The organism is Streptomyces humicola, assembly GCF_024436035.1.
Classification (GTDB): domain Bacteria; phylum Actinomycetota; class Actinomycetes; order Streptomycetales; family Streptomycetaceae; genus Streptantibioticus_B; species Streptantibioticus_B humicola.
Map to the genome: position 1 here is coordinate 92,173 of NZ_JANFNG010000006.1, position 19,230 is coordinate 111,402.

Sequence of the window (19,230 nt, forward strand, 5' to 3'; positions counted from 1 at the left end):
GTGACGACGGCGTCGGAGGCCAGGACCCTCGGTGGACCTGCACGACCGAGAAGTCACCGCGTTGGTGGCTGACAGAAGCTGAACAGCTGAGTCACGGGCGTCGCCGCAGAGCCGAGGGGCCGAGGTCCGCGATCTTCGGGTAGCCGTCGACCGCCATGAGGAGGTCGGCCTCCGCAAGGAGAGACCGCAGCACGTGGACGATTCCGTCCTCGCCCCCCAGCGCCAGACCGTAGACGTACGGTCGCCCCACCGCCACCGCTCGCGCGCCCAGCGCCAGCGCTTTGACGACGTGGTCGCCGGAGCGCACCCCGGAATCGAAGATCACCGGAGTCTCGTCGGCGGCTTCGACGACATCTGGCAGCATGTCGAGCGAGGCAAGGCCACCGTTGGCCTGGCGTCCACCGTGGTTCGAGCAGTAGATCGCATCGACACCGCCGTCAATCGCCTGCTTGACGTCCTCGGGATGCATGATTCCCTTGAGGATGAGCGGCAGGTCGGTCATGGAACGGAACCAGGCGAGGTCGTCCCACATCAGGCTCGGGTTGCCGAAGGTCGTCGCCCAGGCGCCCACTGCGGCTTGGAGGTCCTGTGCCGGGGGCTTGGCCAACCGGGACCTGAAAATCGGGTCGCTGAAGTAGTTCTCAAGGACCAGCCCTCGCAGCTGGGGGAAGTTCGAGCGGCTGAGGTCACGCGGCCGCCACCCGGGGATCCAGGTGTCCAGTGTGACGACGATCCCCTTGAAACCCGCCTGCTCGGCCCGGTTCACCAGGCTTTCCGCAAGTTCTCGGTCGTTCGGGGTGTAGAGCTGGAAGAAGCCCGGGGTGTCACCGAACTGAGCAGCGACATCCTCCATCGGGTCGACTGTGAGCGTGGAGGCGATCATCGGCACACCAGTCCTGGCCGAGGCTCGCGCCACGGCCAGGTCACCGTGGCCGTCTTGCGCGCACAGGCCGATCACACCCACGGGCGCCATCAACAGCGGGGACGGCAGCGACAGCCCGCACAGCTCGATGGACAGGTCTCGCTGGGCTCCGTCGACGAGGATCCTCGGGATCAGCCCCCAGTCGTCGAACACCGAGGCGTTGAGGTCCTGAGTGCGCTCGTCGCCCGCCCCGCCGGCGACGTAGGAGAGGAGCCAGGGGTCCAACGCCTGGGAACCTCGCTCCTCCAACTCGGCGTAGGTCATCGGCATCTTCGGCATGATGCCGGAGAGTCCGTCGAGGTAGATCTCGAACTGGTAGTCGCCGAAGTTTGCCATGTGCGCTCCTGCCTCCTCTGGTTGGTTCTGACGAAGCCGGGAGCCTCAGTCGAACAGGTCCGGTGACGAGGCAACGATCTGGTCCCACAGCGGACGGAACTGGAACCAGCCCGCGAGCGGCCCGCCGATCTGTGCGCGGACCAGCTCCGCGGTCTCCCGATCGATCTCGTGCGGGGTGCCGGCGGCCATGGCAAGCAGCTGCGCCTGGCACGACCGCTCCATCGTGATGAACCACCACGCGGCAGCGGCAACCGACTGGCCGATGGTCAGCAGGCCGTGGTTCTTCAGAATCACAGCCTTCGCCGAACCGAGCGCCTCGCCGATACGGCGCCCCTCCTCGGAGTCGCTCACGACGCCGCGGTAGTCGCAGTAGAGGCCCTGGTCCTCGAAGAAGGCGCAGGCGTCCTGGGTGAGAGGTGCCAGCGGGATCCCGAGCGTCGAGAACGCCTTGCCGTGGAGGGAGTGCGCGTGCGCGGCTGCGACGGCGTCCGGGCGGGCCTTGTGGACCTCGGAGTGGATGCAGAAAGCAGCACGGTTCACCGGTCGCTTTCCGTCCAGGAGGTTGCCTTCATGGTCGACACGGATCAGGTCGGAGACCTTGATCTGGTTGAAGCTCATCCCGAATGGGTTGACCCAGAACGTGTCGGGGAACTCCGGGTCGCGGGCGGTGATGTGCCCGGCGACCCCCTCGGAGAAGCCCAGCTTGCCGAAGATCCGGAAGGCGGCGGCGAGTTCCTGCTTGCGTATGTCGCGCTCTTCTTCGACCGAGGGATCCATGGGCGGGAGCGGGAGATCGAAGTCGTCGGGTATCGGGCCGACGTTGGCCCGGATCAGGTCGAGGATCTCGGGGGCGTAGCGCTGCGTGGTCGTCATGCTCTTCGTTCCTCTCGATGTGCGGAGACCGATGTACGTAGACGTGGTCAGGCCGTGCGCCCCGTGACGCCGGCACAGGGAAACTTCAGCTGCTTCCTCCCGCGGCGAGAATCAGGGCGGCGACGCGTTGCGGCGCCTCCAGTGGGGGCCAGTGCCCGACGTCCCCAAGGGCGTGGAGCGGCGCGTCCGGCATGCGCTCGGCGATCCGCTCGGCCATGTGGGCACCCGAGATGGGGTCGCGCAGGCCCCAGATGAACGTCTTGGGCAGGTTGCTCGTCTCCATGGCGTCCACCCATCGGTCTCGGTGGGTGGCCCGGTCGGTGATGTAGCGGATCAGCCGGTGGGCGTTCAGGTGGCCGTCACCGCGGCTCACGCCCTTCCACATCTCGGCTACGTCGGCGCTCGGGTCGTAGCCCTCGGCGAATGTCGGTGCGAGGGCGGATGCCATGAGCTCTGCGTTCAGCGATGCGCTGAGCTGGGGGCCGATGTCCGGGTCGAGCAGCGCCGACTGGACCGGTTCCGGTCGGTGGAGTTCCGGGTAGATGCCGCCGTTCAGCAGCGTCAGGCTCGTGATCCGACTCTTCAATGACCCGTCGGCGCTGCGCGCGAGCAGCTCCTGCGCCACGGTGGTGCCGTAGTCGTGTGCCACGAGGTGCGTCGAGGCCACCGCCTCGTGCTGCCACAACGCGACCACCAGGTCGGCCTGTTCGTGGATCGAGTAGTCGTGATCGGCTGGCTTCTCGCTCGCACCGAAGCCGAGGAAGTCCGGCATGAGCAGGGTGTGGTGAGCAGCGAGATCAGGTACCACCTGGGCCCAGTCGTGCGACGAACTGGGGAAACCGTGGAGCAGGGTCATCACGGGGCCGCTGCCGATCCGGCGAACGAACACCTCGCGTGAGACTCCGGCAACGGTGAGCGGGACCAGGTCGCCCCCGGACCACCACTGCTCGATACCGGTCGTCATCCGCGTCCTCCGAACAGCGCGGGCAGGAACCGGCGTTCCAGCTCGCCGTGCGGAAGAGCTGTCGGCTCCACCAGACTCTGTGCCAGCCCGCCTTCCCGGACAGCGACGACGAAGCGCAGCAGCATGTCGAGATCCGCCTCGGCCACCCCGCTCGGCGCGGTCGCGAGGAGCGGCGCGATCAGCTCCGCGATGGCCGCCCGGATCGCCGCGTCGTGGCGAGCGAGCACTTCGGCCACCTCGGGGTTGCGGATGGCGTAGAGAGTGAACTCGGTGGATATGAGGAACCAGGTTCTTGTCTCCTCGTCCACGACGCTCGCCAGCTCGATGAACACGGCAACCGGATCCCCGGAGACAATGGCCTGGTCCACCGCCTCCCCGAGCTGTTTGAGGACGACCTCGGAGCGACGAGTGAACAACGCGAGGAAGAGCTCGTCCTTGGAGCCGTAGTTCGAGTAGAACGCGCCGGTCGTATAGCCGGCCCGTGCGCACAGCTCCGCGATCGAGACCCCGTGAAACCCATGCTCGGCGAACGCCTTCTCGGCCGCATCAAGCAGTCGCTCGTTCGTCTCCAGTCGCCTCTTGGTCACGCGTTTTGCCATGCGTCCCACCTGCTCTCGTCATGACGACCGACGATCATGGATAGGGCTACCTATCCGATAGTAATACATATCCGATAGGGTAAGCTATCGAATGAGGGTGGTGCGACACAAGGCCGCGACAGACGCAACCCGGCCTCCCGGCACGACCGTGAACAACACGGCTTCCGGCACGACCGTGATCGACGGGCAGCGCTCTGCATCCCCGCCAGCCAGCCAGCAGCAGTTCCGCACGCAAACCGCCGTGGATGCGGCGATCCCGAAGCCGACAGCCGCGATCCCGATACCGAGGGTCACTAAGGAGCCGGGCGCGGGCAGGAACCCGTACTCGTAGTAGTCCCCATCACCGGACCGGCCTGCATCAGCGCGGGGGCGTCGTTGTTGCCGTCGCCGACCATGGCCACCCGCTGACCGTCTGTCCGGAGGTCGCCGGATGATGGCGGCTTTGTGATCGGGGTGGACCTCGGCGTGGACCTGGTCGATGCCGACGGCCGCGGCGGTGTGGGCGGCCCGGTGGTTGTCGCCGGTGAGCAGGATTCCCGTGACTGGCCGTCAGGTATGTGCTGGCTGCGGTGCTTGCTTCGGGCCGTTGTGGAGGACGGTGAGGACGGCCTGGTGGGTGACCCAGCCGATCAGGCGGGTGCGGTCCTCGTCGAGGACAGGCACGCCTGCGCCGTCGGTGGCGACCAGGGCGTCGAGCGCGTCGGCGACCCCGGTGCCGGTGGTGACGGGCTTGGGCAGGTGGGTGATGGCGGCGACGGTGGTGGTGTTGTGGGTGCCGTCGGCGAGGGTTTCGGCGGCGGTGCGGGCGGTGGCGCAGCCCAGATAGCTGCCGTCGGCGGCGAGGACGGGTAGGACACCGTGCGGGGAACGGGCCAAGGCACCGGCGGCCTTGGCCAACGGCAGGTTCTCATCGAGCGTTGCCGGGACCGGCTCCATCACCGTGCCCACCGTGATCCCGGCCAGCGGTGCGGTGGCCGGGGTGTGGTCGATGTCGATGCCGCGGCGGCGCAGCTTGAGGGTGTAGATGGTGTCCTTCGACAGCGCCCGGCTGATGCCGGTGGCCAGCACGATCGCGGCCATGAGCGGCAGGATGATCGAGTACTCGCCGGTCAGCTCGAACATGATGATCACGGCGGTGATCGGGGCGCGTGCGGCTCCGGCGAAGACCGCGCCCATGCCGATCAGAGCGTACGCCCCGGGCTGCCCCGTAATGCCGGGCGCAAGGTCGTGGGCGGTGGCGCCGAAGGCGGAGCCGAGCATGGCGCCCATGAACAGGGAGGGCGCGAAGACCCCGCCGGAGCCGCCGATGCCGATGGTCAGGCTGGTGGCGACGATCTTCCCGACGAGCAGGACGAGCAGGAAGCCGATCACGTACTTGCCGGCGACGGCGTTTTCCAGCACGGGGTAGCCGACGCCGTACATCTGCGGCAGCACCAGCAGCAGACCGCCGAGCAGCAGACCGCCGACGGCGGGGCGGGCCCACTCCGGCCAGCGCCAGGCGAAGTCGCAGGCGTCCTCGATCCAGTACAGGATCCGGGTGAAGGCCACCCCCACGGCACCGGCGATCACACCGAGCAGCGCGAACAGCAGGTAGTCGGCGAGGTTGTGGACCGTGAAGGGCGGCAGGTGCAGGAACGGGGTATTGCCGAAGGCGGCCCGGCCGATCACGGACGCGGTGACCGAGGCGAGGACGACCATGCCGAAGGATTCTGCGGTGAAGTCGCGCAGGATCAGCTCCATCGCGAAGAACACCCCGGCCAGTGGGGCGTTGAAGGTGGCCGCGATGCCGCCGGCCGCACCGCAGGCGACCAGCACCCGCATCCGGTCCTCGGCCACCTTCACCACGCGCCCCAGCGTGGAGCCGAAGGCGGAGCCGATCTGCACGATCGGCCCCTCGCGACCGACCGATCCGCCGCCGCCGATGCACAGCGCGGAGGCGAGCGACTTCACGATCGCGACCTGCGGGGCGATCCGTCCGCCGCGCCGGGCGACCGCGTACATCACTTCGGGCACCCCGTGGCCGCGCGCCTCGCGGGCGAAACGCTGCACCAGCGGCCCGTACGCCAGCCCCGCCAGCACCGGTGCCGCCAGGACGAACCAGGGGCCCAGCCACGGCACATGCGGGTTGGCCGGATGCCCGGTCACCGCCGAATAGTCGGCGTGACCGGACAGCAGGGAGGTGAAGGTCTTGATCAGCCAACGGAAGACGATCGCCCCGAGGCCCGCGACGGCTCCGACGAGCAGTGCCATCGCCAGCAGTCCGCTCTTCGCCTCGCGCAAAGCGGCAAGCCCGGCGGGCAGGCCACGCCGCACGGCGGGCGCGGCGCCGCGTATGGAAGCTGTGGTGGGTCCCGTGGTCGGTCGGCTCATCATATTTGCAGTATGCAAGACCTACCATTGTCCTATGCAAGGGACGCTCACTATGTGAGACGCAGTGGCCCGCGGCCTCCGGCGAGGCGGTGGAGAGGAGGTAGAAAGGTGCACATGCCGAAGCGCCCACCCCACACCGCCCCCTCACCGCGCGATCAAGGACGCTCAAGCCCCGCCGGTGCCGATGCCGAGAGCGCCGACGAGGTGGTCACCGCCGTCCTGACCGCATCACGACTACTCGTGGCGGTCTCCGCGCGATCTCTCGCCTCCGTCGAAGAGGCGCTGACGCTGCCGCAATTCCGCATGCTCGTTGTCCTCGACAGCCGCGGCGCGATGAACATCTCCCGCCTCGGCGAACACCTCGACGTCATCCCCTCCACCGCCATGCGCATGGTCGACCGGCTCGTGGCCTCCGGCATGCTGGCCCGCACGCCCAATCCGGCCAACCGGCGCGAGATCCTCATCGACCTGACCGACGCCGGACGACGCGTCGTCCGCGAGGCCACCGAACACCGCCGGGACGAGATCGCCCGCATCGTCGCCGCCATGCCGCCCGACCGGCGTGCTGGTCTGATCGAAGCGCTCAACGCGTTCACGCAAGCCGGCGGGGAGCCCCCAGCGCACGTCAAACCGTCCCTCGACGTCGGCTGGTGAGGCTGGTGAGCCGGCGAGCGAGCGGCGGGGCTTACCCGGGGTGCGGGTGCAAGACCGTCGACCAATGTTGGCATAATGCAAAAATGACCCGCGACAGCCTCCTCATCCGAACCATTCGCGCGGCCGCCGTCTCGGCAGTCTTTGCCGCGCTGGCAACGGCGTGCTCCGTAAGCCCGAGCGAGCCGACGGCGCCGACCACGTCCACCAGCGGCTCGACGAGCCCAGCCTCCACCCCGGGGCGGATGGACGTCACCGCGCCCGGAATCGACCTGCGCCTGAGCGACGTGACCGCCCGCCTCAACGCCTCCGGGACCGGCGAGGTGACCATGACCATCCGCAACGACGGCAGTGTCCCCGAGCATCTCGACATGATCGCCGCCCCCGGCGGAAGCAGGGCCACCCTTCAAGGCGGCAGCGCTGTCGACGGCTCCATGACCTCCGCCGGGATCCTGCTGCAGCCGGGAAGCACCACCACGTTCGGCGGCCACGGTCCGCATGTTCTCTTCCAGGACGTCCACGGCACCACGGCCATCCACACGCTGCCACTGACGCTGGAGTTCGGAGTCGCCGGCCTGGTCCATGTCCAAGCCGTCGTCACCACCCAGTCAACTACTCTGCCGTAACCGAGCTTGTTGACTCGGTTCGGTACGGCTCTGTTTATGCTCCCGACTGCCCCCTACGACAGGGCGGCCACGGGTCACATCTACCGGTCCCCGCTATGCGGGGACCGGAGCGGGCATGTTGACGAATACCCACGCCGTGGCCCCTCGCTGAGCGATGTTGACCCCGGCGACGTGGTCGGCTCGCCCAGCGAGGCCGCAACGACGACAGGAGAAGTTGTCCCAAGTCGGCCGGTTGGCGCGCTCGGTGTGGTCGCAGCGCGGGCAGCGCTGCGAGGTGTAGGCGGATCCACCTCGATGAACGGCACCCCGGCGCGGCGGATGTTGCCCGTCCCGACCTGCCGAACGGCCGCATCCCGCGCCTCCGATCGGCGCGTTTACATCGCACGGCAGGCACGACCGAAAGCCGATAATCCGAAGACAAGAGACCGGTTGCGGCAGGCATATGAGGTGTGCCATCGTAAATTTCGACGCGCAGCGCCCATAGATTCCAACAGCTCCCACGAGTGAAGAACCCTTCATTCACAGGAGTTCAGGTTCCTTGCACTCGACTCCTTTGAGACCAATGCATTTCTGCACATCCTGGGACGACCCGGGGGAGGCGGAGCATTGGTCATACCTGCGCCGCATCAGCTTGGACTCGGGCTTATAGCACCCGTTCGATGCAGCCATTGCAGCGCGGGACTCGTGGTGAGTCCGCGTGCCCCATTCTCCCGTGCCTGAATTCAGAAGGGGCGGACTTGGATGAATCGCACCGGCCATGGCAGACCGTGCCGGATGCGCGGAGTTGTCCGGCGCATTGCAGCGGTCCGGCCTGCGTGGCATGACCTCACCGCGATGTGCTGCTCTCCGCGCAGGGACATCATGGCCGGAGTTGTCGTGGCGATTGCAACGCTCCCCGCAGCACTGGGTCTCGGGGTCGCGTCCGGGCTGGGTGCCTCCGCCGGAATCGTCAGCGCCGTGGTGGCCGGAGCCGTCGCAGCTCTGCTCGGGGGTTCGAATCTCCAGGTCACCGGTCCAACCGGAATCCTGTTGCTGATCCTGACCCCCGTCACCCGCACTTACGGCCCGTCAGGGACACTCACCGCCGGACTACTGGCCGGAATTCTACTGATCGTCCTGTCCGTCAGCGGCGCCGGCCGCTTTATGCGCTATGTGCCCGTGCCGGTTGTCCAGGGATTCACGGTGGGTGGCGCCATCGTGATCGTCCTCCGTCAACTCCCCGTGGCATTGGGACTGGCCGCCAGGCACACTGGCATGGCCGTCGTCACGGCGGTCAAAGCGGTCGTGCACTTTCCGGCGCATCCCCACTGGGTGACTGTCGCCGTGGCCGGTGGCGCGATGGTCGTGCGGCTGATCGAGAGCCAGTTGCGGCTGCCCGGACCGTTCACGGTCCTGGCCGTGGCCACCATCACGGCGCTGGCTCAGACCGCACATCTGCCGTTGCAGCGCATCGGTCACGTCGCGGCGGGCTTGCCTGTCCCGTCCCTGCACTTCCTGAGATTCTCCTCGCTGTCGGCTCTCTTGCCCTCGGCGGCGCTGCTGGCGGTGCTGGTGGCATTCGAGTCACTCATGGCGGTCTCGGCTGCGGAAGGTATCAGCGGGGACGACCGGCACGACGCAGACCGAGAGTTGTTCGGGCAGGGCGTCGCCAATCTGGCCGCGCCACTGTTCGGGGGGCTTGCGGCCACTGGCGCCGTCATGCGCACGGCTGTCAACGCCCGTATCGGCGCCACCTCTCGCCTCGCATCCTTGGTGAATTGCGCTGTCCTGGGCATCCTGGCCTACGCCGTCGCCCCGCTGACCGCCGCGATCCCACGTGCCGCGCTGACCGGAGTGATGATCGCCACCGTGATCCGCTTGATCGACTTCGGCGCACTGTGCTCTCTGGCCAGGGCCGACCGCGGCCAGGCCGCCGTCGCCGGGGTCACTGCGGTGACCCCTCTTGTCTTCAACCTCGTCACCGCTATCGCTTCCGGTGTCGCGGTGGCCACGGCGTTGGCGCTGCACACTCTGGTGCGCTCCGCCCGCACCGAGCCTGCGTTCCATGACATGGAACCGGTACACCTTGAGTCACTACCCGTCAGCTGGGCTCCATGGCAGACCCGTCCGGACCGCCGGATGGCCGCATACGATATTGACGGACCGCTGCTGTTCGCCACCGTCGACCGCCTCTTGCACCCGGTGAAGGGATCCCAGGCCTCGTTGATTGTGCTGCGCATGTCACGGGTCTCCGCCGTCGACGCCACCGGCATCCTCGCGCTACGGACCACCATTACCACGCTCGCCCGCCGCGGGACCCACGTCCTGCTGTGCGACCTCCGCGACGAGCACGTGAAGATCATGGACGCCATGGGCGTCTTGGACGCGCTGCGTGCCGGCGGGCACCTCGTCGCCGACGCCGCCCACAGCGACGTCCACGGCCGAGCAGCGGGCATGCATTCATCCGTGTTTCCACCGGAGCACAGCGATCACACGGACACCGCTTCGACGTTTTAGGGCCCGTCTCCACGGGAGACTGCGCATATCCGACGACGACGTGGTTCCGCCCGAGCCGGGCCACCGTCAGCGGATCGCCCTCGTGCACCAAGGGCAGGGGCAGTCCGCCATCCCTGCTTCTGTGCGGATGGGGCCCAGCGGCCTTCGCGGAGGGCAGGGTGGGCCTACCCTCCCCCGGTCGGGTTGGCTTGCCTGGAATACGCGCGCCTTGCGGGCCGCCTCCTGGGCCCGAAGCGGACCCAGGGCGGCTGAGGGAGGCGTGATGGCGGGTGGTCCCGTGAACAAGGCCGCGCACAGGCTTTCGGGGCGGCCGGCCCTGGCATACAGCGCCGTCGGCCAGGAGGGACCGACGGCCGCGCTGCGGAGGTTGCGCACGGCGCGCGGCCACGTGGACGCGGTGGTGCGTGTTGGAGAGCGACCGGTACTGCGTGGATGTCCTGCAGCAGCTGGCCGTGGTCTTCGGTGACCGGCCGCCCACCGGCCGGGACGAGAACAAGGCCATCCCATTGGACGAAGGCCCGGCCGACGCAGCGGCCGCTGCGCACCCGGCCGGGCGCCTGAGCGCCACGGATGGTGTCGTCCACCGGTCCGCGCGGATTCCGCGACGCTCTCAGGGGCGCGCCTCGGCCGAGGGCCGTCCAGGACCCCTGGCCGCCTTCGGCGTTAGTCTGACGAAGCGAATGTGATCCCGTCCGGCCTGATAGAAGTCCGTCTCGCTCCCGTCCACGTGCAGTCCGCACACGCGCATCAGCTGCGCCGCGGCATGCGGATGGCGGGCGGCGTACTCCGCCATGGCACCGGCGCACTCTTCGGGCGTGAGCAAATCGGCCACCGCAGCCGTGCGCCAGCCGCCGACCTGGATGGTGACGGCGGGATCCTGGCGTACGTTCCGGTACCACTGGGCGTTGACGCCGAACCCGGAGGCCACCAGATAGGCGTCGGTTTCGGGTGCGCGCCCGGCAACTTCGAGCAGGACTTGTCGGCTTTGCCCGGTCAGACGCCCGGTATGGGTGAGGAGTACGAACCGCTGGCCGAACAGCCACCCTAGATGCCAGCGGTACAGCAGGATGGGAGCGCGGACCAGCAGGCGGCGCAGCCCGGTCGGTGACGGAACGTCTCTCACCTTGTGCAGCAAGCCAGTCTCCCTTCACCCGTCGGGCTCAGTAGCGGCCCGGCGCCGGTCGAGTCGGTGCCCGGCCGACCCGCTCCGTGTAACGGACCGGACCGTCGAGGCGGTAACGCCGCCTCAGTGCCGCCCGTTCAGCCTTCCGATCACACGCCTTCCGCATCGCACGCATCGCGGTGCGCCGGCGGCGGTGTAGGGCGGCAGCACCCAGAGCCCTCCGATCTGGAAGTACTCCCGCACCTCTCCGCTCGGGGTCTCGCAGTGCCGCACCCCGTACTGCCGCTCCCACTGATGCCCGCACTTGGGACATATGAACTCGACATGATCGACACCCGTCTCGACAGGCATGCGTCCCCCTCCCCTGGCAACGACACATACCCGACGAAGCCGTTGACGGCAGCCACCTGGCCGCGCCGCTCAACCGCGACCGCGTCGCCGTCGAGCGGCGCTCCGCCCTACCATTGCCATACGCAAAATTAGCATAGAGCAAAACCTGTCGGAAGGCATGCCGGGCAGCTCATGCTCGACCGGCATTGACGAACATGTTTGCGGTTCAGTCACTCCCTCGTCGCGGCAAAGACCGCAACCTGCTCCCCGAGAACTCCAATGGCCGCCAGTTCTCTCGCCGGGTCGCGACCCGCCACATAACTGCTTACGTTGATGGGGAGATCCCTTCTCTTGCCCAACGGAGGTTTCGGTGCGTCGGCCAGGTTTCCGTGCCGTTGTGGTGTGCGGTCTGACTCTGACGGGCGGGGCTCTGGCGGCGGGCGTCGGAGCGAGTTCCGGCCACTCGTCCTGGGCCGCGGGGTCCACGTCCAGCCGCCTGATCCGACCGATGCGCGATCCCCACTTGCCGCCTCCGCTGGCCGACCTGCGCAATGTGGTCGTACCCGGGTGGCTGCGAGCCGCCACCGGCGACCGGTCCGCCCATCGAGGAGCCCAGGTCGCGGGGGCTGCGGGAATCTACAGATACGCCGGCGCCGGCATGTTCAGCCCGGCCGTCGCAGGTGACCCCCAGTTGGTGTACGTGCCTAATAGCGGCGAGCCCGGCATGGGCGGAGGAGACCCCTCGGACAATCCCGACCGCGACACGGTCACCGTCATCGATCCGAAGACCTTCAAGATCGTCGCCCATTTTCCGGTCGGGACTATGCCGCAACACGTCACCCCCTCCTGGGACTTGAAGACCCTCTGGGTCGACGCCAGCGGCAGCAACCAACTCGTCCCGATCAACCCGCGCACCGCCAAACCCGGCAAGCCTGTCCCCGTCGGCGCCCCCTACAACCTGTACTTCACCCCGGACGGCAACAGCGCCCTGGCCTTCGCCGAACGCCGCAACCACATCGAAGTGCTGGATCCGCGCACCATGCGACTGCGGCGTACCGTCGCCGTCCCCTGCCGGGGCATCAACCACGCCGACTTCTCCGCCGACGGCACCTACTTCATCACCACCTGCGAGTTCTCCGGCCAGCTGCTCAAGTACGACACCAAGACGCTGCAACTCCTCGACGACATCCGCCTCGGCCCGCACGTCGTACCCCAGGACATCCGCCTCGGTCCGGACGGGCATACCGTCTACGTCGCCTCCTTCACCAAGGGCGGAGTGATCGTCGTCGACGGCACGTACATGAAGGTCGAGGGCTTCATCGCCACCGGGGCCGGTACGCACGGCATCTACCCCAGCCGCGACGGCAGATTGCTGTACGTCTCCAACCGGAACGCCGGCACCGTCAGCGTCATTGATCCCGCCACCCGGAAGGTCACCAGCACCTGGACCATCCCCGGCGGGGGATCCCCCGACATGGGCAGCGTCAGCGCCGACGGCACCCAACTGTGGCTCTCCGGACGCAACACCGACCAGGTCTACGTCTTCTCCACCCACGACGGCCACCTGCTCGCCCGCATCCGCGTCGGCGCAAACCCCCACGGCCTGGCCTTCTTCCCCCAACCGGGTCGCTACAGCGTCGGCCACACCGGCAACTACCGCTGAGACGGTGCCCCGCCACGCGCTCCTCACAGACGCGTATCGCCGACTCACCACCACGGTGGATCCGCCTTGCCGGTCGTCCGGCAACGAGGCGGTCGACCGCAGACGTGGTGGACCGGTCTCTGCCTGGTTGTCATCGCCGTCGGCGAAGCCATGGCGGTCTTCGGGATGTTCCCCGTCGACATCCACGGCCCACTCCACTACCTCGGAATCATGTGATCGACACCCACCCGCGGCTACCGACGTGCCGCGGCTACCGACGTGGAGGAGACCGTGAACGAATGTGCGTTCGTCGCCGTGTTGACCGGGTTCCCGGGCTCGGGCAGGACCACCCTGGCCGACGGCATTCGCATCGACCAGCACCAACGTTCGGAGCGGTCGGCTTGGACGGCGCTCGCCGAGGAAGAGAACTTCCTGACGACCCGGCTCGGCCGCAGCGTGTGACCTCTTTGCGCGCTGAGCACGCTGGGCATAAGGCAGGACCCGGCTCCCCTTCCCGACTGGCCGGGAAGGGCAGCCGGGCTCTGTCTTAACCGGTCGCTCGCGGCCTACGGCGTGACAAATTGATAGCCGGCGTCGATCAAGCGGGGAAGCACGACCCGCAAGGCGGCCACCGTCTGGGAGCGGTCGCCCCCGCCGTCGTGTTCAAGGATGATCGACCCCGGATGGGTGTGGGCCATGATGCGCTCGACGATGCGGGAGGTGCCCGGCCGGGACCAGTCGCGCGGGTCGACCGACCAGTCCAGCGGACGCATGTCCAACTCCCGGCAGGTGGACAGGGTCTGTTTCGACCAGGCCCCGTAGGGCGCACGGTAGAGGGCGGGCCGGTGGCCGGAGACCTTCTCTATCTCATCGCTGGTGCGCTCCAGCTGGGAGCGGACGGTCGCCGCCGAGGCGCGGGCCAGGTCGGCGTGGGTCCAGGTGTGGTTGGCGATCAGGTGGCCTTCGGCGGCCACCGCCCGCACCAGGCCGGGATAGGCGCTGACTTGGGCTCCGACCTGGCAGAACGTGGCGGTGATCCCGTAGCGGCGCAGAAGGTCCAGGACCTGTGGGGTCCATTCCGGGTGCGGGCCGTCGTCGATGGTCAGCGCGATCGCGTGCGGTCCCCGGTGGACGTAGAACTCCGGCTTGCCTGCCGGTGCGGCGTCGGGCGGGTCGCTGGGTGGCGGCGGGCTGGGGTGTGAGTCGCCCGGCACGGTGGTGGGCTGCGGGGTCTTCGACGCCGACGTAGGTGGGGGCGTGCTGGCGTGCGCCGCGCAGGCGCTGAGCAGCACCAGCCCACCGAGCGACATCAGGGCTCGGCGGGTGACCTGTGGATTGCCTGTGACCTTCATGCCATCAAAGACTGCAATCACCCGGATGGCGGTTTCATTCCGCGAGTCAGCACCCGAAATGAAATCCGCCACCGCCCCGATTCGGGCCACAGGCGGGTCCCCTCGGGCGGCTGCTCACACCTCACCCGACATGCCGGACACCCGGGGGCCTGTATGGGCCCGGCTCTCGGCCCCTGGGGTCTCCTCTGCCGACAGGGGTGGGCCGCCTTCGGCGGGGGGCTGTTGGGCCAGCCGGCGGAGCGGGCGGACACCCTGCGGCAGGCCATTCCCAAGGTGCCGTTGCGCCGCAGCCCGATCCATTTGACATTGACTTCCGTTGGCTCGGGGTCGGCCAGTGGCCGGTCGCTGGTGAGCGATGCCGGGCCACGGTCGGCGAAACGATGCCAGAGCGACCACCTTCGCGCCCCCATGCACACCAGGCCCCGCAGACACCTCAGAGCATGGTGACGAGCATGTAGCCCATGGTGATGCCCATGGCGATCTTGTAGCAGGCCGCGGCGCGTGGAGCGAGAATCGTCCTGCCCGACGCGGAGGTGTGCCCGGTCGGCTGTGTGCCGCAGCCGGCGGTGCCGCGCGCCGCGGTTCGTGCGTTTGCGCGGGTGATCCAGCCGAGGTCGCCCGAGGACCCGGCCGGGTTTTCGTCTGCGCTCCGGGCTGCCCTGCCGGTCGATGCCGGGCTCACCAGCGTGAGCCGGTCGCCGAGCCACACCACGTAGCCGACCATGAAGACCGCCAGGAGGAGCGCGAGGGCGGGGAAACGCGCCAAGCCGGTGCCGGCCGTTGCGCCCATGCCGGGCATGGCCATGCTCTTGCCGGTGTTGTCGGGGGCCGGGTTCTGGGCGGCGAGCAGCATGTAGAGCATGGCGCCGCTTTCGACCAGATGGGGCAGGGGGTGCGGGCAGCGCCAGCCCGTGGCGGCGTTGCCGCGCCAGGCCCGGACCGTTCGGGCAGCGAACCACGCTGCCGCGAGTGCGAAGGCCGCATCCCACACGCCGTTCGGTGCCGGGTCCAGCCGCGGTACGAGCATCCCGGCCATCGATATGCCCATGACGAGGTGGACCGCATCGGCATCCAACTCGACCTCCCGCCGTCGGAGCGAGGAGGTGAGCAGCCGGGCCACGCAGGAGAGGGCGATCACGAGCATGATCGCGGCGAAGGTGTCGGTCAACCAGGAGGGTGACGCCATGATCTTCTCCTCCGCATCGGTCGGGCCCGGCTGCGGTTCAGCGGGCCACGATTCAGGAGTTCGCCGTCCCTTCACCGCTGGTTGCCGCGGATTGCTGCAGGGTGGACGGCCAGTAGGCGAGGGCGAGCAGGGCCAGCAGCGGCCCGGAGTTGGGGTCGGTCCCCTGACCGGTGAAGATGCCGCCGAGGGCTTCCCCGACGACCCAGATCACCAGTGCCAGCGCCAGGGCGAGCATGACGGCGACGCGGGCGGCGGGCCTCGGCAGGAACACGCCGACGGCGACGACGGTCAGCAGGACGGTCAGGGCGATCGAGACGGGCAGGCCCTGGTGTGCGACGAGGTTTGCGGCGTGGGTTTCGATCGAGGCGAGCCAACTGGGCTCACCGGAGGCCATCTGCGCGATCATGTCGTGCAGCCCCTGTGGGCTGCGGTTGCTGCCTTGGATGGCGAAGTACGCCAGGCTGCCCCACAGCACCAGCCACAGCACGCGTGCGGCAGTTGCACCGAGCGGGCGCTCGGCGACGAACCGAGACGGCGCCACGTCGTGATCCGTACGGGCGGTCGGCCACAGGAGCACGGCGAGCAGCGCGTAGAGGATGACGGCTCCGGGGGCGCCCATGACGGGGTTGGTGGTGCCGGTCAAGACGCCGCCGAGTCCCTCGCCGAACCACCACACGCCCAGCGACCAGGCGATCGATGCGGCGAGGGCGGGCTTGAGTGTGGGGCGCCAGGCGATGCCGAGGCCGAGCAGCACCTGGATGGCGGCGAACGCGGCGTTGGTGGGGACGGGGTGGTGGGTGACGATCCCGGCGACCCAGGTGATGGGCTGGGCGATCACCTGCGGGTTGCCCTGTGCCGTGACGGCGAGCAACTGGGTGCCGAAGTTCTTGGTGAACATGTAGGGCTGGAACTGCAGCACGCCGTCGAGGAGCCAGATGGCTGCCAGGGCGAGCTGCAGCCACCGTCGGGCATCGCGCGCCTGCCACTCCGCTGCCGCCGCAGTTGTTGCTGGTCGCCTGGACCAACGTGCGCTGCCGACGGCGGTGTTGTCACTCATGAGGTCATTCCTTCCCGGGATGGGGGGTGGCCGACACCATCGAACGGAGGTGAGGCGGCCTGAACTGTTGGAAAAATCAAGGGATTTGAGGGAGTTATCCGGCCTGTTCAAGCTGGCTGCTGCGGCCGGGGTTGCATTCGGGCTCTGGTCGTGACGGTCGGTCTGGCTACGGCGTACGGCGTACGGCGTGCGGGGTGGCGAACGAGGCGTTCGCTCACGCCGGGGTAAGCGTCGTTGGGGCATTACCCGAGGTCTTCTCGGGCGGCGAGGCGGGTCAGGTAGGCGTTGTAGGCGGTGAGTTCGGCGTCGTGGTCGCGGTCGGCCTGGCGGTCGGCGCGGGCTGCCGCGCGGCGTTCGGAGGCGGCCCAGGAGACGAGCAGGGCGAGCAGCACGAGGATGGTGGGGACTTCGCTGAAGGCCCAGGCGATGCCGCCTCCGGTGTTCTGGTCGGCGAGCGGGCTGAGGTGCCAGGCGGCCGGGGGGTGGGCGAAGAAGCCGACGATGAGGGTGCTGGACATCATCACGGCGATGCCGAAGAAGGCGTGGAAGGGCATGCCGATGAACAGCTCCAGCATTCGCATCACATGGGAGGGGCGGCGCGGTGCCGGATCGACGCCCATGATCGGCCAGAAGAACAGCAGGCCCGTGGCGAGGAAGTGCGCGAGCATCCACTCGTGCCCGAGCCAGCTGCCCATCGCGGCGTCGAACAGCGGGGTGAAGTACAGGCCGTACAGGCTGGCGATGAACAGCGGCAGCGTGAACAGCGGTGAGGAGACGATCCGGGCCAGGCGGCTGTGCAGGAGCCGGATCAGCACCTCGCGCGGCCCGGTACGACCACGAGGTGCCGAGGGCAGGGCCCGCAGCGCCAGGGTGAACGGCGCGCCGAGCAGCAGCAGGATCGGGGAGAGCATGGACAGCACCATGTGCTGCACCATGTGGACGCTGAACAGCTCCATGCCGTACCCACCGGCCCCGGTGCAGGTGACCGCGGCGATGCTGAGCACCCCGGCCGTCCAGGCCAGGGTGCGGTGCAGCGGCCACTTGTCACCGCGCCGTCGCAACCGCCACACCCCTACCGTGTAGATCACCAGGGCCAGCACGCAGGCGGCCGGTTCCAGCGGGATCGGCTGGGGATGCCAGGCCAGCAACCGGGCCAGGGTCGGCGGGTCCATGGGCATCCACATCGGCCCGCTCATGGAGCCGTGCATGTGCATCGTCCCAGAGCCCGGCGCGTGTGGGCAGCCCGGCATCGGCATAGACGGCATGCACGGCATCGACCCCATACCGGACTTCGGGGGCGTCGCAGAGGCAGCCAGCAGGCCGAGCGCGTCATTTATCGCGGGCATCGCTTCATGCCTCCAGCAGGTGTTGGCCGACGTACTCGCCGGGCTGGGCCCCGCCGGGCACGGCGAAGATCGCGCTGGACTCGTGCCGGATGAACCGGGTCAGGTGGTCACTGCCGTCGAGCTTGAGCTGGATCTGGATGAAACCGGTGGTCGGATCGGCCTGCCAGCAGATGAACAGCAGCCCGGCATCAGGGCTGCCGTCCGCACGGTAGCCGTCGTGGTACGAGAACGCGCGCCGCAGGATGGTGGCTCCGGCGTTGGACTGGGCAGCCGCGACCCGGATGTGGGCGTCGCCGGGGATGGCGAGCGAGCCGTCCGGGTTGACCTTCTCCAAGTCCACCGGGGTGGTCTCGATCCCGGTCGGTGCCGGGGCCGACAGCGGGGCGCCGTTGGACTTGCGCCGTCCGATGACCTGCTCCTGCTCGGTTTCGGTGAGGTCGTCCCAGGGGTCGAGCAGCATGCGGATGCGGCGTACGACGGCGTAGGAGCCGCCGTTCATCCACGCCTGCGGCCCGCTCTTGTCGGGCACGAAGATCTTGGCGTCGAAGTCCTTATCAGTTGGTTTGGGGTTGTTGGTGCCGTCGATCTGGCCCATCAGGTTCCGGACCGTCATCGGACGGGCGGTAGCGCCCGGCGTGCGGTTGAACCCGTTCATCTGCCACCGGGGCGTCGCCACCCCGGCGGCCTCCTTCTGCAGGATGCGCAGCGCGTGGAAGGCGACCAGCGGATCGTCCGCGCCGATCTGGATCCACAGGTCCCCGTTGCTCTGCTTGGGGTCGATCGCGTCAGAGGGGAACGCGGGCATCGGCACCAGTGCCGCCGGGGCGTGGTCGGCCAGGCCGGCCTTGGGGAAGAAGCTCGCGCCGAAGCCGAAGGTCACCGTCAGCGAACAGGGGCCCGCATCCAGTGCGATCTGGTCGTCCCCGGCCGGGGTGCGGCCTGCGGTCATCGCCTCGGCCGCCGCCGACCAGCGGCGCATCAGCCCGGCCGCCGCCTTGCGGTCGGCGCCGGGTGCGAGGTCGAAGGCGACGATGTGGCCCCGGGCCTGGGCCGGGGTGGTGATGCCCGCCTGGTGGGTGCCGTGGAACGGGACCATCGTGCTGCCCACCGCTGTCAGCGGCGTGGAGTGATGTGCGGCTGTGGAGCCGAGCACGCCGCCCGCTCCGCCGACCGCCAGGCCGGCCGCTCCGGCGGCGCCCGCCGTGCTCAGCAACCGCCGCCGGGAAATGCTGTGTTGATCCGTCATCTTCCTTATTCCGCTTCTTTTGGACGCCACTTGCGGGTGTCGCTCCAAGGCCGGCTCGCGCGCTCCCCCGCGCACACCGCGGCCGCCGGGCTGCCGCACGCAGTGGGGGCG

Annotated in this window: 17 protein-coding genes; 5 read left to right on the top strand and 12 right to left on the bottom strand. The window is 68.7% G+C overall.

Annotation, left to right across the window (positions count from 1 at the left end; translation table 11 throughout):
* Positions 1 to 91 precede the first annotated feature (91 nt).
* From NGB36_RS10720 to NGB36_RS10740, 5 genes are all read right to left on the bottom strand, one after another.
* A complete protein-coding gene (locus tag NGB36_RS10720; RefSeq protein WP_255919957.1) occupies positions 92 to 1,258 on the bottom strand; it encodes an alpha-hydroxy-acid oxidizing protein in 1,167 nt (388 codons plus the stop codon).
* 45 nt (positions 1,259 to 1,303) lie between these two features.
* Complete coding sequence (locus NGB36_RS10725; protein ID WP_255919958.1) at positions 1,304 to 2,131, bottom strand: class II aldolase/adducin family protein; 828 nt, start codon at positions 2,129 to 2,131, stop codon at positions 1,304 to 1,306.
* An 85-nt stretch (positions 2,132 to 2,216) separates the two neighbouring features.
* Positions 2,217 to 3,095 carry an alpha/beta fold hydrolase gene (locus NGB36_RS10730; RefSeq protein ID WP_255919959.1) on the bottom strand — a complete coding sequence of 293 codons (879 nt, stop codon included), beginning with the start codon at positions 3,093 to 3,095 and terminating at the stop codon, positions 2,217 to 2,219.
* On the bottom strand, positions 3,092 to 3,694 hold the full coding sequence (locus NGB36_RS10735; protein ID WP_255919960.1) for a TetR/AcrR family transcriptional regulator: 603 nt from the start codon (positions 3,692 to 3,694) through the stop codon (positions 3,092 to 3,094). The genes NGB36_RS10730 and NGB36_RS10735 overlap by 4 nt, the downstream gene beginning before the upstream one ends.
* Positions 3,695 to 4,243: 549 nt before the next feature.
* Positions 4,244 to 5,950 carry a chloride channel protein gene (locus NGB36_RS10740; RefSeq protein ID WP_255920096.1) on the bottom strand — a complete coding sequence of 569 codons (1,707 nt, stop codon included), beginning with the start codon at positions 5,948 to 5,950 and terminating at the stop codon, positions 4,244 to 4,246.
* Between the two features lie 228 nt (positions 5,951 to 6,178).
* On the opposite strand from NGB36_RS10740, the gene NGB36_RS10745 reads away from it, so the two are divergent.
* Together NGB36_RS10745 and NGB36_RS10750 are read left to right on the top strand one after the other, a co-directional pair.
* Positions 6,179 to 6,718, top strand: coding sequence for a MarR family winged helix-turn-helix transcriptional regulator (locus tag NGB36_RS10745; RefSeq protein ID WP_255919961.1), 540 nt, complete (start codon positions 6,179 to 6,181; stop codon positions 6,716 to 6,718).
* A gap of 83 nt (positions 6,719 to 6,801) precedes the next feature.
* The gene (locus NGB36_RS10750; protein WP_255919962.1) at positions 6,802 to 7,341 is read left to right on the top strand and encodes a copper chaperone PCu(A)C domain-containing protein; all 540 of its coding nucleotides are present in this window, start codon (positions 6,802 to 6,804) and stop codon (positions 7,339 to 7,341) included.
* A 93-nt stretch (positions 7,342 to 7,434) separates the two neighbouring features.
* Here NGB36_RS10750 and NGB36_RS10755 read toward each other — a convergent pair whose 3' ends face one another.
* The gene (locus NGB36_RS10755) at positions 7,435 to 7,860 is read right to left on the bottom strand and encodes a zinc ribbon domain-containing protein (protein ID WP_308288832.1); all 426 of its coding nucleotides are present in this window, start codon (positions 7,858 to 7,860) and stop codon (positions 7,435 to 7,437) included.
* Between the two features lie 342 nt (positions 7,861 to 8,202).
* Here NGB36_RS10755 and NGB36_RS10760 point away from each other — a divergent pair, with 342 nt between their 5' ends.
* The gene (locus NGB36_RS10760) at positions 8,203 to 9,837 is read left to right on the top strand and encodes a SulP family inorganic anion transporter (RefSeq protein ID WP_255919963.1); all 1,635 of its coding nucleotides are present in this window, start codon (positions 8,203 to 8,205) and stop codon (positions 9,835 to 9,837) included.
* Between the two features lie 610 nt (positions 9,838 to 10,447).
* On the opposite strand, the gene NGB36_RS10765 is transcribed toward NGB36_RS10760, so the two are convergent.
* Positions 10,448 to 10,972 carry a nitroreductase family deazaflavin-dependent oxidoreductase gene (locus tag NGB36_RS10765; protein WP_255919964.1) on the bottom strand — a complete coding sequence of 175 codons (525 nt, stop codon included), beginning with the start codon at positions 10,970 to 10,972 and terminating at the stop codon, positions 10,448 to 10,450.
* A gap of 826 nt (positions 10,973 to 11,798) precedes the next feature.
* Between NGB36_RS10765 and NGB36_RS10770 the strand changes: the two genes are divergently transcribed.
* Together NGB36_RS10770 and NGB36_RS10775 are read left to right on the top strand one after the other, a co-directional pair.
* Positions 11,799 to 12,953 carry a YncE family protein gene (locus NGB36_RS10770; protein ID WP_255919965.1) on the top strand — a complete coding sequence of 385 codons (1,155 nt, stop codon included), beginning with the start codon at positions 11,799 to 11,801 and terminating at the stop codon, positions 12,951 to 12,953.
* A gap of 270 nt (positions 12,954 to 13,223) precedes the next feature.
* Positions 13,224 to 13,394 carry a hypothetical protein gene (locus NGB36_RS10775; protein ID WP_255919966.1) on the top strand — a complete coding sequence of 57 codons (171 nt, stop codon included), beginning with the start codon at positions 13,224 to 13,226 and terminating at the stop codon, positions 13,392 to 13,394.
* Positions 13,395 to 13,498: 104 nt separating this feature from the next.
* Here NGB36_RS10775 and NGB36_RS10780 read toward each other — a convergent pair whose 3' ends face one another.
* From NGB36_RS10780 to efeB, 5 genes are all read right to left on the bottom strand, one after another.
* Complete coding sequence (locus NGB36_RS10780) at positions 13,499 to 14,284, bottom strand: polysaccharide deacetylase family protein (protein ID WP_255919967.1); 786 nt, start codon at positions 14,282 to 14,284, stop codon at positions 13,499 to 13,501.
* 433 nt (positions 14,285 to 14,717) lie between these two features.
* Complete coding sequence (locus NGB36_RS10785; protein ID WP_255919968.1) at positions 14,718 to 15,470, bottom strand: DUF5134 domain-containing protein; 753 nt, start codon at positions 15,468 to 15,470, stop codon at positions 14,718 to 14,720.
* Positions 15,471 to 15,522: 52 nt separating this feature from the next.
* Positions 15,523 to 16,527 (bottom strand): hypothetical protein, encoded by a 1,005-nt coding sequence (locus tag NGB36_RS10790; protein WP_255919969.1) that lies wholly within the window; start codon positions 16,525 to 16,527, stop codon positions 15,523 to 15,525.
* A gap of 242 nt (positions 16,528 to 16,769) precedes the next feature.
* Positions 16,770 to 17,699, bottom strand: a complete 930-nt coding sequence (locus NGB36_RS10795) for a cytochrome c oxidase assembly protein (RefSeq protein ID WP_308288833.1) — start codon at positions 17,697 to 17,699, stop codon at positions 16,770 to 16,772.
* 178 nt (positions 17,700 to 17,877) lie between these two features.
* Complete coding sequence (gene efeB, locus NGB36_RS10800; RefSeq protein WP_255919970.1) at positions 17,878 to 19,119, bottom strand: iron uptake transporter deferrochelatase/peroxidase subunit; 1,242 nt, start codon at positions 19,117 to 19,119, stop codon at positions 17,878 to 17,880.
* Positions 19,120 to 19,230: the final 111 nt, after the last annotated feature.

Bases quoted from the DNA above. Each gene is read 5' to 3' on its own strand.
- NGB36_RS10720 (WP_255919957.1), bottom strand. From the start codon at position 1,258: ATGGCAAACTTCGGCGACTACCAGTTCGAGATCTACCTCGACGGACTC.
- NGB36_RS10725 (WP_255919958.1), bottom strand. From the start codon at position 2,131: ATGACGACCACGCAGCGCTACGCCCCCGAGATCCTCGACCTGATCCGG.
- NGB36_RS10730 (WP_255919959.1), bottom strand. From the start codon at position 3,095: ATGACGACCGGTATCGAGCAGTGGTGGTCCGGGGGCGACCTGGTCCCG.
- NGB36_RS10735 (WP_255919960.1), bottom strand. From the start codon at position 3,694: ATGGCAAAACGCGTGACCAAGAGGCGACTGGAGACGAACGAGCGACTG.
- NGB36_RS10745 (WP_255919961.1), top strand. From the start codon at position 6,179: ATGCCGAAGCGCCCACCCCACACCGCCCCCTCACCGCGCGATCAAGGA.
- NGB36_RS10750 (WP_255919962.1), top strand. From the start codon at position 6,802: ATGACCCGCGACAGCCTCCTCATCCGAACCATTCGCGCGGCCGCCGTC.
- NGB36_RS10755 (WP_308288832.1), bottom strand. From the start codon at position 7,860: ATGAAGGGTTCTTCACTCGTGGGAGCTGTTGGAATCTATGGGCGCTGC.
- NGB36_RS10760 (WP_255919963.1), top strand. From the start codon at position 8,203: ATGGCCGGAGTTGTCGTGGCGATTGCAACGCTCCCCGCAGCACTGGGT.
- NGB36_RS10770 (WP_255919965.1), top strand. From the start codon at position 11,799: ATGCGCGATCCCCACTTGCCGCCTCCGCTGGCCGACCTGCGCAATGTG.
- NGB36_RS10780 (WP_255919967.1), bottom strand. From the start codon at position 14,284: ATGAAGGTCACAGGCAATCCACAGGTCACCCGCCGAGCCCTGATGTCG.
- NGB36_RS10785 (WP_255919968.1), bottom strand. From the start codon at position 15,470: ATGGCGTCACCCTCCTGGTTGACCGACACCTTCGCCGCGATCATGCTC.
- NGB36_RS10790 (WP_255919969.1), bottom strand. From the start codon at position 16,527: ATGAGTGACAACACCGCCGTCGGCAGCGCACGTTGGTCCAGGCGACCA.
- NGB36_RS10795 (WP_308288833.1), bottom strand. From the start codon at position 17,699: ATGGACCCGCCGACCCTGGCCCGGTTGCTGGCCTGGCATCCCCAGCCG.
- efeB (WP_255919970.1), bottom strand. From the start codon at position 19,119: ATGACGGATCAACACAGCATTTCCCGGCGGCGGTTGCTGAGCACGGCG.